This window comes from Pseudomonas azerbaijanorientalis, from assembly GCF_019139795.1.
GTDB lineage: Bacteria > Pseudomonadota > Gammaproteobacteria > Pseudomonadales > Pseudomonadaceae > Aquipseudomonas > Aquipseudomonas laurylsulfatiphila.
This window is the reverse complement of the sequence record NZ_CP077078.1, coordinates 5319685-5336172: the sequence shown is the minus strand read 5'-3', so window position 1 is coordinate 5336172 and position 16488 is coordinate 5319685. Positions and strand designations below refer to the sequence as shown.

At 59.9% G+C, this 16488-nt stretch carries 14 protein-coding genes; 6 read left to right on the top strand and 8 right to left on the bottom strand.

Annotated features, from left to right (window positions below; all coding sequences use genetic code 11):
- Nucleotides 1-24: 24 nt before the first annotated feature.
- From KSS91_RS23865 to yaaA, 6 genes are all read right to left on the bottom strand, one after another.
- Complete coding sequence (locus KSS91_RS23865; RefSeq protein ID WP_217836308.1) at nucleotides 25-1509, bottom strand: alginate export family protein; 1485 nt, start codon at nucleotides 1507-1509, stop codon at nucleotides 25-27.
- Entirely contained in the window at nucleotides 1506-3011 is a 1506-nt protein-coding gene (gene algK, locus KSS91_RS23860) for an alginate biosynthesis TPR repeat lipoprotein AlgK (RefSeq protein WP_302469720.1), read from the bottom strand. The genes KSS91_RS23865 and algK overlap by 4 nt, the downstream gene beginning before the upstream one ends.
- A 15-nt stretch (nucleotides 3012-3026) precedes the next feature.
- The gene (locus KSS91_RS23855; protein WP_217836307.1) at nucleotides 3027-4196 is read right to left on the bottom strand and encodes an alginate biosynthesis protein Alg44; all 1170 of its coding nucleotides are present in this window, start codon (nucleotides 4194-4196) and stop codon (nucleotides 3027-3029) included.
- A gap of 36 nt (nucleotides 4197-4232) precedes the next feature.
- Nucleotides 4233-5714 (bottom strand): mannuronan synthase, encoded by a 1482-nt coding sequence (gene alg8 / locus KSS91_RS23850; RefSeq protein ID WP_437179711.1) that lies wholly within the window; start codon nucleotides 5712-5714, stop codon nucleotides 4233-4235.
- Nucleotides 5715-5865: 151 nt separating this feature from the next.
- On the bottom strand, nucleotides 5866-7182 hold the full coding sequence (locus KSS91_RS23845; protein ID WP_015096735.1) for a nucleotide sugar dehydrogenase: 1317 nt from the start codon (nucleotides 7180-7182) through the stop codon (nucleotides 5866-5868).
- A gap of 809 nt (nucleotides 7183-7991) precedes the next feature.
- Nucleotides 7992-8771 carry a peroxide stress protein YaaA gene (gene yaaA, locus KSS91_RS23840; protein ID WP_095965506.1) on the bottom strand — a complete coding sequence of 260 codons (780 nt, stop codon included), beginning with the start codon at nucleotides 8769-8771 and terminating at the stop codon, nucleotides 7992-7994.
- A 269-nt stretch (nucleotides 8772-9040) separates the two neighbouring features.
- On the opposite strand from yaaA, the gene KSS91_RS23835 reads away from it, so the two are divergent.
- From KSS91_RS23835 to KSS91_RS23810, 6 genes are all read left to right on the top strand, one after another.
- Complete coding sequence (locus tag KSS91_RS23835; protein WP_217836306.1) at nucleotides 9041-10165, top strand: polysaccharide deacetylase family protein; 1125 nt, start codon at nucleotides 9041-9043, stop codon at nucleotides 10163-10165.
- A gap of 336 nt (nucleotides 10166-10501) precedes the next feature.
- Complete coding sequence (locus KSS91_RS23830; protein WP_007972659.1) at nucleotides 10502-11896, top strand: PhoH family protein; 1395 nt, start codon at nucleotides 10502-10504, stop codon at nucleotides 11894-11896.
- Nucleotides 11897-12129: 233 nt separating this feature from the next.
- Entirely contained in the window at nucleotides 12130-12603 is a 474-nt protein-coding gene (gene moaC, locus KSS91_RS23825) for a cyclic pyranopterin monophosphate synthase MoaC (RefSeq protein ID WP_007972660.1), read from the top strand.
- On the top strand, nucleotides 12600-12842 hold the full coding sequence (locus tag KSS91_RS23820) for a MoaD/ThiS family protein (protein WP_217836305.1): 243 nt from the start codon (nucleotides 12600-12602) through the stop codon (nucleotides 12840-12842). Before moaC ends, KSS91_RS23820 begins: the two co-directional genes overlap by 4 nt.
- A gap of 3 nt (nucleotides 12843-12845) precedes the next feature.
- Nucleotides 12846-13298, top strand: a complete 453-nt coding sequence (gene moaE, locus KSS91_RS23815; protein WP_015096731.1) for a molybdopterin synthase catalytic subunit MoaE — start codon at nucleotides 12846-12848, stop codon at nucleotides 13296-13298.
- A gap of 279 nt (nucleotides 13299-13577) precedes the next feature.
- A complete protein-coding gene (locus KSS91_RS23810) occupies nucleotides 13578-14354 on the top strand; it encodes an ABC transporter substrate-binding protein (protein ID WP_015096730.1) in 777 nt (258 codons plus the stop codon).
- A 134-nt stretch (nucleotides 14355-14488) separates the two neighbouring features.
- Here KSS91_RS23810 and KSS91_RS23805 read toward each other — a convergent pair whose 3' ends face one another.
- Together KSS91_RS23805 and KSS91_RS23800 are read right to left on the bottom strand one after the other, a co-directional pair.
- Nucleotides 14489-15130, bottom strand: a complete 642-nt coding sequence (locus tag KSS91_RS23805) for a helix-turn-helix transcriptional regulator (RefSeq protein WP_007972668.1) — start codon at nucleotides 15128-15130, stop codon at nucleotides 14489-14491.
- A gap of 90 nt (nucleotides 15131-15220) precedes the next feature.
- Nucleotides 15221-16348 carry an NAD(P)/FAD-dependent oxidoreductase gene (locus KSS91_RS23800; RefSeq protein ID WP_217836304.1) on the bottom strand — a complete coding sequence of 376 codons (1128 nt, stop codon included), beginning with the start codon at nucleotides 16346-16348 and terminating at the stop codon, nucleotides 15221-15223.
- Nucleotides 16349-16488 lie beyond the last annotated feature (140 nt).

Genomic DNA, 16488 nt, shown 5'->3' with positions numbered 1-16488 from the left:
CGAGGACTCCCTTCGCGCTCTGCATCAGAATTTCCAGACCACGTCGATGAACGCGCGATGCATGTACGAATCGACTTCTTTGCCATAGGCGTCGCCGGGCTTGAACACACCGCCACGGAACCGCACCAGGGCCGAAGGTTCATCGATCTTCTGGCTCAACGCCGCTGGCAACAGGCCTTGCTTGAAGTACTTGGTGACGACCAGATCCATTTCCTGGCCAAGGTCTTTTTCGCCATCGTTCAGCGGCAGGGAGGTGCTGGACAACACGGCGCCGGTCACGTCGTCGGTGTTGTTCTGCACGGCATCGATGCCGTCGCTGGTGATCGGCTTGTTGCCGTCGACGCGCCAGAATTTGTGGTAGATCAGGCTGGCGTCGTACTCGTCGTTGAGCATCCACGAACCGAACAGCGTGGCCGATTGCATGTTGTTCATTTCGCCACGGAAGGCTTCGCCGAAACGGTGCACGCGTGAACGTGTACCGGTGTAGTTCGAGCGGTTGCTTTCCAGGCCGTTCTGTTCGTAATCGGCGCTGGCCCGGGCGTAGGCCGCACCGACTTGCCATTGCGGATCGAGGCGCAGGCGCACGCCCAGGTCGGTGGCCCAGCCATCGACATTGCCGCTGCTCTTGGGTTGTGCGGGGGCGGTGCCATCAGCGTTCAGCGGGTTGACCGTGTCGCGGTCGCCACTCATGCCGGTGATGCTGCCCCAGTAGTTGACGGTATTGGTGTTGCGCCAGTTGTAGGCATCGCTGTTGGCCTGCAAGCCCAGCCAGCTGATGTCGCCATTCTGTTTTTTGTCCAGCGAATCGGAAGGTACGCCCGGTTCCGGATAGTCGAGCTTGCCGTCATCGTGAGTGTGGTGACCGCGAATGCCGGCCCAGTGACCCGGTGTCCATTGGTATTCGGCATCGGCGTAGGCGTGCAGGCGATCCTTGTCCTTGGGGGACAGTTCTTTCAGGTCAGTGCGGTACTCGCTGAAGCGCTCGGCGACACCGGCGTTGGCGCGCAACAAGGTGGTGTCGAAGGTCCAGTTCAGGGCTTCGATGTTGGTATCGCGCCATTGACCGTCGTCGTTGTGCAGACGCTGACGACCGAATTTCAGGATCTCGCCGGGGTAGGGCGTGAAACCCCTGTAGCCGACCCAGAATTCGCGCATCGCCAGGTAGTTCTTCTTGGTTTTGCGGTCATTGTTGCTGGTGTTCTCGGTGCCTTCGGACTCTTGCAGTGTGTCGGTCTCGATGATGTCGGTGGACGTCACCGCCTGACCCATGGCGTAAGCGCTCCACGCGCCGCTTTCGCCATACACCCACGGGCGCAGGTCAAGGCCGACGCCGTTGACGTCGCCGCCGCGCTGGGTGCCGAGGTCACGGTCGTCTTCGGACTGGCCGGTGATTTTCACGTCCAGGCCGAAGTTCTTGGTTTCTTCAGTCATCGCTGCCAGTGTCGGGCAAGACCAGATCAGCGCGAACGTCAGGCCGATGCCGGCCTTCATGAATGGATTCAACTTCATAGGGATTCCTCGCCATCTTCTTCTTGCAGGGCATGCATTTGCAGCGTGTTCTGGCTCAAGTTGCCGCGAACCGCCTGTTCCTGTTTCAACAGGCGCTGGGCCTCGGCCAGCTGCGCAGGTGGCAGTTGCGCTTCGAGTGTTTGTGCAAGCTCAGTGGCTTGCGGGGTGTTCTGCGCCTTGGCCAATTGGCTGAAGACGTACGCGTTGAGCGGGTCGGGCTTGGTGCCTTTGCCTTGGGAAAACAGCTGGGCGATGGCGAAGTCGGCGCTGTTCTGGCCGTTGCGCGCAGCGGTCAACAGGTGATCCAGCGCCTTCTGCGGATAGACCTTGCCCAGGTAGCCACGGCGGTAGATCTGGCCGAGGTAGTAATCGGCGGCGACTTCGCGGCCGACGGCTTTCTGGAAGTGTTCTTCGGCGACCTTGGCGTCGGCCGGGACCATCTTGCCTTCGTAGTAGAGCTTGCCCAGCAACAGTTCGGCGCGTGGCTGGTCGGCGGCGCGGCCGTTGTCCAGGTACTTCATCATCTGGTCGACGTCGCCCAGTTCGGGGAAGTCGTAGATCAACTGCGCCAGGGTGACCCACGACGCCGGGTAGCCGGGTGCGATCGGTTCGAGCAGCGATTGCGCGGTCTTCTCGTCGGTCTTGCCCAGGGTCGCATCGGCGAGCACACGGGCGACGCTGTCGACCCGTTGCGCGGACACGGTGCCGCGAGCGTGAGCCGCTTGCATCTGCTTGATCAGCTCGGCCTGTTGCTCTGGCTTGGCTTGTTTCTGGTAGACCGTGGCCAGTTCGACGTAGCAGATGTCGCTGGTGTTGAGCGCGCCCTTGCAGATCTTTTCCACGTCATCCAGATGCTGGTCGTAGGTGCCCTGGGTGCGATAGAGCAGCACTTGCGCCAAGCCGGCTTCCGGCTTGTTCTCGGCACGCCATTGGCTGATCTGCTGCTGGGCATTCACGTTGGGAAAGCTGTGCGGGTATTGCAGGTACAGCATCGCCAGCGGAATCAGCGTGTTGCCTTCGCCCGCGGCGGCGGCTTTTTTCAACAGGGTTTCGGCCTCGTGCTGCTCGGCTTCGGTGGAACCGGGCTTGGCCACCAGCAGGCGACCGAGGCGTGCCTGGGCGCGCGGCGAAACGCTGGCCGCGGCGCGGTAAGTCGCCTCGGCCTGTTTCATCTGCGCCGGGTCATGGCTGTCGACCTGGATATCGGCCAGGCCGACCTGTGCTTCGCTGTAGCCCAGGTCTGCCAGTTGTCGGTAGTTCGCCGCAGCGGTGGCGGTATCGCCGCGCTTGAGCGCTTCGTTGGCCAGGCGCTGGTCGGGGAGGCCGGCGCAACCGGCGAGGCTCACCGCCAATGCCACGGCACACAGCGAGCCCATGTGGGAGCGGGCTTGCTCGCGAAAGCGGTGTGTCAGCAAGCATTGATTCTGAATGCTAAACCGCATTCGCGAGCAAGCTCGCTCCCACAGGGGATGTGGTGTGTTCAGAAAATTTGGAGTAGTCACAGGCATATCCTCGACTTAAAGACCGACAGCCATGGCTTTGTCGATCAGCCAGTTCAGGTTCGGGCCACGGTCGCTGCTGACTTCCACCGGGCGGCCGGCGAGGGCGCTGTCCAGGGTTTCGTCCGGCTGGATCAGCACGCGGATGTCCGAGGACAGGTCGGCGCTTTTCAGGCTGGTGCTGCTGACGATCTTGCCGGTGCGGCTCTTGTCTTCGCCGGCGATCTGGAAGCGCACCGAAGCACCCGGGCGTACGTCGCCGAACTGGCGATAGGAGAAGCGCGCTTCAACATTGGCTTCGCCGCCCCGCGGGACCAGTTGGAAGATCACGTCGCCCTTGCTGGCGTACTGACCGTCGGCGACCATTTGCTGGGCCACGGTGCAATCGCAAGGCGAGGTCAGGGTGCCGGTCATCTGCTTGCCGAACAGTTCTGCAACCTTGGCCGGTTGCAGTTGGTCTTCGTCCAGATGGCCCTTGAGCACGTCGAGCATGCTGGTGCTGAAAGTCGCCAGCGGTGCGCCCTTGGCGGCTACGCCGTCGGCTTTCACCAGGCTCTGTACGGTACCGTCGCGAGGCATGGTGATGTTCACGCCCGGCACGCTGACCAGTCCGGCCTGGGCATGGCTGACGAAGTACATGCCGTACACCGATTTGAAAACAAAACCGAAGGCGGCCAGGCCGACAGCGAAGATCCCCAGGCTGAATGTCACGGCTTTCAGGCGTCCGAACGCGGACATGCCATGGCCACCGTCCTTGACCTTGCGTGCCTTGGTGAAGTTGTCGCGCTGCAGAGTCGCCAGCATTTCACCCACGCTGACGATGTCGCCAGCCAGGTGCGAAGTGATCAGGTGGCGCAGGGTCGAGATGTCCCGTGGTTCCAGGTTCTGGAACTGGCAGCCGGCACGTCCGGTTTCGCGGTCGAAGGAGCGGACCTGCAACTCGACGTCCATGGCCAGGCCGAGGTTGTCGATGACGAATTGCAGGCGGGCCTTGTACACATCGCCAATTTTCAGCGGCAACTGGCCGGCGTTGAACGCCAGGCCACCGGCGGAAAGGTCGATCACCCGGGCTTCGACCGGTGTCCGGTCAGGGCCGAAGAAGCGCAACTTGGCCGGGATTTTCACGCGGGCGTGTTGGCGCTGGGCTTCGGATTCGTGCACTACGTTGGCGTTGACGGCGGTATTCATAAGGGCGATTTCCTGGTTAATTCAATAAGGGGGCGGTCAGACCATCAACAGCAGCACGGCGACAAAAATGCTGCCGGCAGAGAAGGTCATGGTCCGAGACGACCAGGTGTTGAACCAACGTTGAAAGCTGGCGAGATCACGGGTCAGAGAAGTGGGTTGGCGAGTCCAGGACTGTTGGTCGAGGCGGAAGAACACGTAGATCTTCACCAGCGCGCCGACGATCTGGTTGTAATAGAGAATCGCCGGGTAGGCCGGGCCGATCCGGTGTCCGGAGCACGACAGCAACAAGGTCAGGATGAACCGGGTGATGCCGATCCACAGCAGGTACACCAGGATGAACGCGGTGCCGTACTTGAAGCTGGCGATCAGCGCCACGGTAAGGCCCAGCAGCGAGGTCCACATCGACACGCGCTGGTCGAACAGCACCACCGAAGTGAACATGCCGAGGCGTTTGATCCCCAGGCCCAGGGCACGGGAGTTCTGCCGCAGGTTGTTGCCGTACCAGCGGAACATCAGTTTGCGACTGGCCTTGATGAAGCTCTTTTCCGGCGGGTGTTCAACGGTGTTGATCGCCGCGTCGGGCACGTAGAACGTGTCGTAGCCCAGGCGCATCAGGCTGAACCAGCTCGACTTGTCATCGCCGGTAAGGAATTTGAAGCGACCCAGGCGCCAGTGTTGCAGCGAGTCGCTTTCCACGTCGGCGATGAATTCCGGGTTGGTGACCACGGTGGCGCGGAACACCGACATGCGCCCGGTCATGGTCAGCACGCGCTTGGACAGGGCCATCGAGCACATGTTGATGTGGCGCTGGGCGAAACGCAGCTTGTGCCATTCGCTCATGATGTAGCCGCCGCGCACTTCGCAGAATTCGTTGGTGGTCAGGCCGCCGACGTTTCCGAACAACTGGAACCACGGCACGGTCTTGCGCACTACGCCTTCGCCGAGCACGGTGTCACCATCGATCACTGCGACCACGGCGCGATCGTCCGGCAGGTGCCGGGAGATGGCGCGGAAGCCGTAGGCCAGGCCATCGCGCTTGCCGGTGCCGGGAATGCGCACGAAGTCGAGCTTGACCCGGGCCGGTGGGTTCATCCGGTTCCACAGGCTTTTGACCAGCAGCTCATCGGACATTTCCACGATGGAGCAGACCACGGTGGTCGGCAGGTCGCAGTCGATGGCTTCGCGGATCACCGAGCTGTAGACCTGCGCAGTGGTCAGCGCATCGATACGAAAGCTGGTGACCATCAGAAACACATGGGACGGGTCAGCCGCTTTGCCCAGCTTGCGCACTTTGCGCCGCAGGTGCGGGTAGACGATGTACAGAAAAATCATGCCGCGCACAAAGTGCGTGGCACCCATCGAGTAGCGCCAGATACCCACGGCGCCAATCAGGAAAATGAAGTCCTTCGACTCGGAGTCGAACGTGGACAGGGGCAACGCCATGGCGAGGCCCATCAGTAAACTCAGGTAGAACAGCCAACCGGCGGCCTGGAGTAGGCCGTGCTTTAGCCTGTGCATAATCTGCATCCGTCTAGATCTCGGGTTAACGCAGGCGTACAAACCTGTAGGAGCGAGCTTGCTCGCGATGGTCGCCAACGATGACGCTGGGTATCTGATACCCAGCGGTGTTCTCAGGTGCATCGCGAGCAAGCTCGCTCCTACAAGGGGCTTACCAGCAGATGCCTTCGGTGCGACCGTTGACGCTGGTGGCCTTGGACATGAAGCCCACCAGGTCGATCACCTGCTTGCCGTGTGGAACGTCCTGCACCAGGGCACGGAATTTCTCGTCACGGTTGCCGAGGATGATCACGTCGGAGTTGTTGATCACCGCGTCGAAGTCGGCGTTGAGCAAGGACGAGACGTGCGGGATCTTCGACTCGATGTAGTCCTTGTTGGCACCGTGAACGCGGGCGTACTCGACGTTGCTGTCGTAGATGCTCAGGTCGTAGCCCTTGCCGATCAGCATTTCCGCCAGGTCAACCAGCGGGCTTTCGCGCAGGTCGTCGGTACCGGCCTTGAAGCTCAGGCCCAGCAGGGCGACTTTGCGTTTGTCGTGGCTGGAAACGATGTCGAAAGCGTTCTGCACCTGGGATTCGTTGCTGCGCATCAGCGAGTTGAGCAATGGCGCTTCCACGTCCAGGGAGCTTGCGCGGTAGGTCAGTGCACGCACGTCCTTTGGCAGGCACGAGCCGCCGAAGGCGAAGCCCGGGCGCATGTAGTACTGGGACAGGTTGAGGGTCTTGTCCTGGCAGACCACGTCCATCACTTCGCGACCGTCGACGCCGACCGCCTTGGCGATGTTGCCGATTTCGTTGGCGAAGGTGACCTTGGTGGCGTGCCACACGTTGCAGGTGTACTTGATCATCTCGGCGACCGCGATGTCCTTGCGGATGATCGGCGCGTCGAGTTCTTCGTACAGCGATTGCAGAACGTCACCGGACGCTTTGTCGAACTCGCCGATGACGGTCATTGGCGGCTGGTCGTAGTCGGCGATGGCGGTGCTTTCGCGCAGGAACTCAGGGTTCACGGCCACGCCGAAATCAACACCGGCCTTCTTGCCGGAGCAGTCTTCGAGAATCGGGATGACCACGTTGGCCACGGTGCCCGGCAACACGGTGCTGCGCACGACGATGGTGTGGCGGGTGGTCTTGTCACGCAGGACAAAACCGATTTCGCGGCACACTGCCTCGATGTAGTTCAGTTCCAGGTCGCCGTTCTTTTTGCTCGGCGTGCCCACGCAGATCATCGACAGGTCGGTGTCGCGAATCGCCTCGGCGAAGTTGGTGGTGCCACGCAGGCGACCGGTCTGGATGCCCTGGGCCAGAAGTTCGCCCAGGCCTGGTTCAACAATCGGCGATTTGCCGGCATTGATCATATCGATCTTGTCTTTGGCCACATCGACGCCAACGACGTCATGACCCCGTGCAGACAGGCAACCGGCACATACTGCGCCAACGTAACCCAAACCAAATATGCTGATGCGCATCGCAATTACCTCTGTATTGATCAAGCCATTTAGATGGCCGGAGTTAATGGTGTTCAGCGTGTTTTAGTGCACTCGCAAGTGCGCCTTACAGGCGCAGCAATGCCGTGTGCTGGCATATAAGTTACGAGTGTCTAAATAAATGCACTCAAGGGGTGCGCAACTAGGCCTTGTTGTTATGATTTGCCCTGTTATGCAGCCGATCCTCCTTTCGAAGGATGCAGGTGCAACGGCCTTGCACGCTCGATCTCAGGCCGGAAGCCCGTAGATCAAGCGGTTGGGTGCTCGGGTGAGCACGTTTATAGGGGCACAGCCGTGGCCTTGTAGGGGATAGTCATGCTGCGTTATCTCCTGTCCGCTTGCAGTTGCTCAAATCAGTGATTAGTCAGCGCAAGTTAGTATTGCAACTTGGCTACAAGAATCGCTTATCTGCGTAAGTTATCTCGTACAGGCACGGCGAGAATCGTTACCAGTGGTATGAACGGCACGTTTGGACATAGTTCCAGTCCGCTCATCGTGAAATCTGAAATTTCTTGAAATATTGAGAAAGATGGCACTGCTCTCATATTGATAGCACTTGCCGTTTGGCCCTTGATATATAGGCTGATAATTGGGTCGGATAGTTTTTTGCCACTACTGTTAAAAAAAGTCAGTGCCACTACGCAAAAAAATGATTGAAGTCGAGTGAAACTAAAGTTAGGAAATGATTAATGGTTTTTTGACGCCAATAGGTTGGCGATTAGAGGGGGAATTGTCGGACGATCAATGGGCAGCGCATGAGGGGTTGTTCGCTCATGCGCCGACCGGCTGCATCACTCTGGTGCGTGATCGCGCAGAAACACCAGGTTGTCCGGTTTGGACTGTTCAGCGCTGTAGCGATAGCCTTGAACGTCGAATTGCTTGAGGGTGGCCGGATCGTTGATGCGTTCTTCGATGACGAAGCGGCTCATCAAGCCGCGAGCCTTTTTCGCGTAGAAACTGATGATCTTGTACTGGCCGTTCTTCAGGTCCTTGAACTCGGTATTGATGATGCGTGCGTTCAAGGCGTTGCGTTTGACCGCCGAGAAATACTCGTTGGACGCCAGGTTGAGCAGCACGTCATCGCCTTGATCGACCAGCGCTTCGTTCAGCCATTCGCTGATGCGTGTACCCCAGAAGGCATACAGGTCCTTGCCCCGGGCGTTGGGCAATTTGGTGCCCATTTCCAGCCGATAGGGTTGCATCAGGTCCAGTGGACGCAGCAGGCCGTACAGGCCGGACAACATGCGCAGATGCTGCTGGGCATAGTCAAAATCGGCTTCGCTGAAGGTTTGTGCATTCAGGCCTGTGTACACATCGCCCTTGAAGGCCAGCAGCGCCTGCTTGGCGTTTTCCGGGGTGAACGCGGGCGTCCAGCTGCCGAAGCGCGCGGCGTTGAGCCCGCCGATCTTGTCGGAAACGTGCATCAATTCGCTGATCTGTGCCGGGGACAACTCGCGCAACTGCAGGATCAGCTCCTGGGAGTGGTCGAGGTACTGCGGCTGGGTGAAGCGCTGGGTCGCCGGCGGTGTTTCATAATCGAGGGTCTTGGCGGGTGAAATCACCATCAGCATGAGTCGTCTCCTTTAATCGTGGCGGCGATTCTAGGGGGTTGTCGGCGTCGACTCCAGCTATGGCGTCCATAGGTGGATGGCCGGTGGCTTTGCACCAAACCCTGTGGGAGCGAGCTTGCTCGCGATAGCGGTCTGACATTCGGAAAAGATGTTGGCTGATGCACCGTCATCGCGAGCAAGCTCGCTCCCACAGGAGATTGGGGTTGCTGCGGGAATGAGGGCCGCGATCAGCTATAGTGCCGCGCGGGTTTTGTTATGGAGACATCCCATTGCGTATCGCTTTTCTCATCTCGATCTGGCTACTGAGCGTCGCTGCCATCGCGGCACCGGGCGATGTGGCGACGCTTGATCGCAGCACCTGGCCAGAAAAACTCGTCAGTCCAACGCTGTTCGACGTGGCGTCGAGGGCCGAGATCCTCATGTTTTCCAGTGTGCTGTTGGCCAGCGAAGCGCTGGACGAGCCCGCCATGGCCCAGCGCCTGGGCTTGCGTAGGATCAACCTGGAATCGGTCAACCGGGTTCGCCAGCATCTGTGGCAACGGCTGCTGGCCAACTACAACTACGCCCAACAGAGTTGCGACCAGGATGCGTCGTTCTGTTTTCTGGTCGAAGACATGCCCACCCTGCGCGAACAAGCCGCCAAGTTCCAGGTCAGTGCAGACAGCTACTACATCAAGTGGGCCGAACCGAGTCGTGTGTTCCACACCCAGTACCTGGACGAACAATTGCGCAAGGCCGCCCTGTTTCCGCAAACCAGCAGCGAAGTCGATCATTTTGGCGACTATGAGCGCTCCGGCGACGGGATGCACGACCGGCTGTTTCTGCTGACCTTCGACAGTGCAGCCAACGCCGCGCCGGACAATACCACCTGGGTCACCGAGTACCTGCGCAAGTCGAACATGAGCGGGACGTTCTTCGTCCTCGGCAAGGACATCCAGTCCCGTTTGGCCGAGCAATCGGTGAGTCACCTGCAAGCGACCTACTCGACCCAGTGCATCGGCGTGCAAGGCTGGGAATTTCGCTCCCACAGTCACTGGCAGGACTGGCAGGACTCGGTGCGCCGCAGCGCCGAACTGGTCAAAAGCAAACTGCCGGAGAACTTCGTGCCACTGTTCCGTCCGCCCGATGGCCAGCGCCGTTCCGATGCCGAAGGCTTCTTCAAGGCTCAGGGTTTGCAGGTAGCGCTGTGGGACATCGACGCCCAGGACGGCGCCGGCAAACTCAAGGGCAACCCGAGTGCGCAACGGGTGCTGACCCTGATGCTGCTGTGGCGGCATGGGGTCATCAATTTCAATGTGAAGCAGGATGGGGTGAAAACGGCGTTGCCGTGGCTGGTCACGCAAACGGCGCCGGTCGGGATCGGTTGGGAGGATTGCCAGGATGCGTTTCGCTGAAACGGCCAAACCCAGTAAACATTGGGTTTTTTGTGATTTTGGACGGAGATTCGTTGCAGGTGGACTTCCGACTGTAAACGGGTGATGGCAGTCCGCCAAGTGTTATTGGTCACTCTGAAAAATAAACTTCAAAAAAGCGTCAAAGTGCTTTTTTCTGTCACACGTTTTGGAGTATTACGAAGACAGACCGCCGAAACCTGCAACACAGGTGGCGTCTCCCAAGACCCAGCTATGCAGGCAAAACACTTGAGTCCCCGCAGGTGTATTCGGCAGTCACTTCGAGGCGCAGCACCGTCAGGGTATTGCGTCGAATGGCTCCCACAAAGGTGACCGAGTATGGATGATCACGGACGTAGCTCTTCTTCCAACCAGCCAATCCTTTATGTACTCGATACCAACGTATTGATTCACGATCCAAACGCGCTGCTCAACTTCGAAGAACACCACGTCGCAATCCCGATGACCGTGCTTGAAGAGCTCGACAAGCTCAAGAGCGGGCATCATAGCGTTGCCGCCGAATGCCGCCAGGCCATCCGCCTGATCGACAAGACCCTGGGCGATGCCTCACCCGAGGACGTCGAGCAGGGTGTGCCGATCCAGCGTGGCAAAAGCGGACCCAAGGGTTTGCTGTCAATTCTGATGAGCAAGCATGCCGAGCCGAACCTGATTCTGCCCGAGCACCTGAATGACAACAAAATCATCAATCAACTGATCGATCTGCACACACGCGACCCGAAGAAGCCCGTGGTGCTGGTCACCAAAGACATCAACATGCGCCTCAAGGCGCGCGCCTGCGGGATCGCGGCCGAGGACTACAGCACCGACCAGCTGGTCGATGACGTGTCCTTGCTGCCCAATGGCTACCACAACATGACCGGCTCTTTCTGGGACCGCGTGAGCAAGGTTGAAACCCGTCAGGACCACGGCCGCACCTGGCATCAGGTGCAGTTGATCGACAACCTGCCGGCGGTGCACATCAATGAATTCATCATTGATGAACAGGGCTTTGTCGGCTGGATCAAGGAGATCGAAGAGGACCGCTTGCTGATCCTCGACCTGCACCAGGAACCGCTGCTGCACCAGGAGGCCTGGGGCCTGAAACCGCGTGATATCTATCAGAGCCTGGCGTTGTACGCCTTGCTCGATCCGGACATCCACCTGGTCAACCTGTCGGGTGCCGCAGGCTCGGGTAAAACCATCCTGGCGCTGGCCGCTGCGATCGAACAGACCATGGTCAGCAAACGTTATCGCCGCATCATCGCCACCCGCAGCGTGCAGGGCCTGGACCAGGAAATCGGCTTCCTGCCCGGCACCGAGGCGGAAAAAATGGAGCCATGGCTGGGCGCCATCACCGACAACCTCGAAGCCTTGCACATGGATGACGAAAGCACCCATGGCAGCGTCGACTACATCCTCAGCAAAGTGCCGTTGCAGTTCAAATCCCTCAACTACATCCGGGGCCGCAGCTTCCAGCAGAGCCTGATCCTGATCGACGAATGCCAGAACCTCACACCGCACCAGATGAAAACCATCATCACCCGTGCCGGCGCCGGTTCCAAAGTGGTGTGCCTGGGCAACCTGGCACAGATCGACACCCCTTACCTGTCCGCGACCAGCTCCGGGCTGACCTACCTCACTGAACGCTTCAAGGACTTCCCGAACGGGGTGCACATCACCTTGCAAGGGGTACCACGCTCGATCCTGGCCGAATACGCCGAATCGCATTTGTAATTGTCCACCGAAACCGGGCGGCCCTACAGCCGCCCGGTTTTTGTGGAAGTATGAAAAACCTGTGGGAGCGGGCTTGCTCGCGAATGCGGTGGATCAGTCACCCATGCATTGACTGACCTGCCGCTTTCGCGAGCAAGCCCGCTCCCACATTGGTTTGTGGTGGGCCGACAATCGTGCGTGCGAAAAATTGACCCACAGGTTTACAATCGACGCTCCTGATCAGGAGTAATCCCGTGCTGACTCATCTCGATTCCCAAGGCCGCGCCAACATGGTCGACGTCACTGAAAAAGCCGTGACGTTCCGTGAGGCGACGGCCCAAGCGCTGGTGCGCATGCTGCCCGAGACCCTGCAGATGATCGTCAGCGGCGGCCACCCCAAGGGTGATGTGTTTGCCGTGGCGCGCATTGCCGGCATCCAGGCGGCGAAGAAAACCAGTGATCTGATTCCCCTGTGCCATCCGCTGATGCTGACCGGCGTCAAGGTCGAGCTCAGTGCCGAAGGCGACGATTCGGTGCGCATCGTGGCGCGCTGCAAGCTGTCCGGGCAGACCGGCGTCGAGATGGAGGCCCTGACCGCCGCCAGTGTCGCCGCGCTGACCATCTACGACATGTGCAAGGCCGTGGACCGCGGCATGACCATCGAAAGCGTGCGTCTGCTGGAGAAGGTCGGCGGCAAGAGCGGACATTTCCAGGCGGAGCAGCCATGAACGTGACCGTGAAGTTTTTCGCCCGTTATCGTGAAGCGCTGGGGCTGGACTCGGTGAAGGTTGAAGGCAACTTCGCCACCGTCGACGATGTCCGAGCCCTGTTGGCCCTGCGTGACGGTGCCGAGGTATTGCGCGAGCAGAACCTGATGTGCGCCCGTAACGAAGACCTCTGCCAGCTCGACGAGCCGGTCAGCGAGGGCGATGAAGTGGCGTTCTTCCCGACCGTGACCGGAGGCTGAACCATGGCCATTCGCGTGCAGTCCACGCCGTTCGATCCGGGCGCCGAGGTCAACGCCATGCACGACGCCAATGTCGGTGTGGGTGCGGTGGTGAGCTTTGTCGGCTATGTGCGCGACTTCAATGACGGTCTGGACGTCGCCGGGATGTTCCTCGAACACTATCCCGGCATGACTGAAAAAGCCTTGGGCAAGATCGCCATCGAGGCGGAGCAGCGCTGGCCGCTGCTCAAACTGGAAGTGCTGCACCGCATCGGCGCCCTGGAGCCGGGCGAGCCGATTGTCTTCGTCGGCGCGGCCAGCGCCCATCGCCAGGCGGCATTCGACGCCTGCGCCTTTGTCATGGATTACCTGAAAACCCGCGCGCCGTTCTGGAAAAAGGAAAACACCAGCGACGGGCCGCGTTGGGTGGAAGGGCGTGACAGCGATCATGCGGCGGCGGATCGCTGGAAGCAGTAACTCCTGCGGCGCTCTCAAGTCAGCCTTCGCGAGCAAGCCCGCTCCCACAGGTACAGCGCAATCCCTGTGGGAGCGGGCTTGCTCGCGAAGAGGCCATCAGTTGCAGCCAAAACTTTCCTGACAAACCACCCGACCATCGGCCGGCACGGGCTGCATTTGCCTGATTGACGACCAATACATAAAAGTCCAAGATGGAATTATAAGTACAAAAAAGTTTCCACCCCATTTCAGCTTTTTCTTCTGTCTTGCCAAACCAACAACAACCGCGAGAAAACGAACATGAAGAAGTTTCCCCTCATCACCGGTCTGGCCCTGAGCCTGTTGGCGTGCAGTTCTGTGTTCGCCGCCGAGAAAACCCTGCGCATCGGCATCGAAGCCGCGTATCCACCGTTCGCTTCGAAAACCGACAAAGGAGAGATCGTCGGTTTCGACTATGACATCGGCAATGCCCTGTGCGCGCAGATGAAGGTCAAGTGTGTGTGGGTCGAAGGCGAGTTCGACGGTCTGATTCCTTCTCTGAAGGTGAAGAAAATCGACATGGCGCTGTCGTCCATGACCATCAACGAAGACCGCAAGAAGTCGGTGGACTTCACCCACAAGTACTATTTCACCTCGTCGCGCCTGGTGATGAAGGACGGCGCGGTGGTGGATGACCAGTACGCCAGCCTCAAGGGCAAGACCGTCGGCGTGCAGCGCGCCACCACCACGGACCGTTACGCTACCGAGGTGTTCGAGCCCAAGGGCATCAACGTCAAGCGCTACAGCAACAACGAAGAAATCTACATGGACCTGGCGGCTGGTCGCCTCGACGCGATTTTTGCCGACACCATTCCACTCAATGACTTCCTGTCGATGCCGCGTGGCAAGGGTTATGCCTTTGTCGGGCCGGAGCTGAAAGATCCGAAGTATGTGGGCGAGGGGGCCGGGATTGCCGTGCGCAAGGGCAACACTGAACTGGTCAGCGAGCTGAACACGGCCATTGATGGCATTCGTGCCAGTGGTGAGTATCAGAAGATTTCGGACAAGTACTTCAAGTCCGACATTTACGGCGACTGATATTCCGCTTTCGCGAGCAAGCCCGCTCCCACATTGGATCTCCCTCAAACACAGATTTTGTGTTCGACGCAGAGCCAGTGTGGGAGCGGGCTTGCTCGCGAAACGGCCAGATCCAGCAATACAAATCTCAGGGCCTAGCCCTTCAATTCCTTCAAATGCTTGTACACCGTCGCCCGGCCCATGTTCAGCACATTGGCCACGTAGTTCGATGCGCTTTTGCCCTTGAACGCGCCTTCGGCGTGCAACGCCAGCACCAGCTCACGTTTGTGGTCGCGGGTCAGCAGGTTCAGGCTCAACTGACGTTCGCGCAGCCAGGCGTGGAGGAAGGTGTTGATCCGCTCCTGCCAGTCATCGCGGAACAGTGCATCCGGTTGCGGGATCAGTTTGGTCGGCGACAGGAACAGGTCCAAAGCGGCCTTGGCATTCTCGAACAGCGAAATATTCAGGTTGATGCACAGCACCGCCAGCGGATGACCTTCGCTGTCGCGCAGTACCGTGCTTAGGCTGCGAATCTTCTGGCCATCCCAATTGAGCTTTTCGTACGGCCCGATGTTTCGTTCGCTGACATCGTCGCTGAGCATGTCTTCCAGCGCCGAATCGTCGCCGATTTCCCGCTTGGACAGGTTGTTGGCGATGTAGTCAACCTTTTGCGTGCGCAGGTCGTGCAGCACCACTTCGGCGTGGGGGAAAAACAACGTGGCGATGGCGTCGGCGATCGCGTGGAAGTTATCCAGGGAAGTGTCGTCCAGGGCCGAGTCTTTTTCGGGGGCGTTCATACAGTGGAACTCCAGGCAGCGTCAGCGCCCCATCAAAGGGGCGCTGAAAGTGTGCCGTAATCGTGGGGGCACGTCACCTGAGGATCAGGCTCAGCCGAGGCGGGCAGGGGAGAGCATGTCGGCATTCAGGCCAAACCGGCCGAGCGACTCGGGCAACGCTGCACCGCGCACCAGTGCGGCGCTGGCCTGGCCCATGGCCGGCGAAGTCTGGATGCCATACCCGCCTTGCGCCGCGACCCAGAACAGCCCTGGCACCTGTGGATCGAAACCGGACAGCAAATCGCCGTCGCTGACGAAGCTGCGCAGGCCGGCCCAGGTGCGGGTCGGGCGGCGAATGGTCAGGGTCGTGGCTTCTTCGATCTGGTAGATGCCCATGGCGATGTCCAGCTCTTCAGGCTGTACGTCATGGGGCTCCACCGGGTCGGCGTTGGCCGGCGAACCGAGGAACATCCCGGCGTCGGGTTTCATGTAGAACGATTCGTCGAGGCTTACCAGCATTGGCCAATGATGGATGTCCACGCCCTCCGGGCCGGCGAAGATGAACGCGGCGCGGCGTTTCGGTTGCAGGCCCAGGGGCCTTGCGCCGGCCAGTTCGCCGATCCTGTCGGCCCAGGCGCCGGCGGCGTTGATGATGACCGGGGCGCTGAACGTCTGAGTGCCGGTCTGGACGTGCCAGATACCCTGGTCATCGCGGCTCAGGCTGACGACTTCGGCGTCGGTGTGGACTTCGCCCTGATTGCGGCGGATGCCGCGCAGGTATCCCTGATGCAGGGCATCGGTGTCGATGTCGGTGGCGGTCGGATCGTAGATCGCGCCGTGGACTTTTTCCCGGCGCAGGATAGGTACCAGCGCACAGGCCTCGTCGGTGCTGAGCAATTGCATCTCCGGCACCGTGGCTTTCGCGCTCTGGTATTGCCTGTTCAGTTCGTCCGGGTCGCCGGTGAAATCCACGGTCATTTCGCCGCGTGGCGTCAGCAGCGGGTGTTCGCAGAAACCGCTGGGCGGATTGTCGAAAAAGTCCCGGCTGGCCAGGGTCAGTGCGCGAACCTGCGGGGTGCCGTAGGCGGCGGTGTACAGGGCAGCCGAACGTCCGGTGGAGTGGTAGGCCGGATGGGATTCGCGTTCGAGTACGATCACACGGCCATGCTGCGACAGCCAGAAACCGGTGGAAGCGCCGGCGATACCGCCGCCGATGATGATGAAATCTGCCTGGCTCATGAACGTCTCCTGTGAGGCGCGATGCTGAAATTGTAGTGATCCCCTGTGGGAGCGGGCTTGCTCGCGAAAGCAGTTTGACAGTCAATATCTCAGGTGAATGTCAGACGCTATTCGCGAGCAAGCCCGCTCCCACAGGTTTC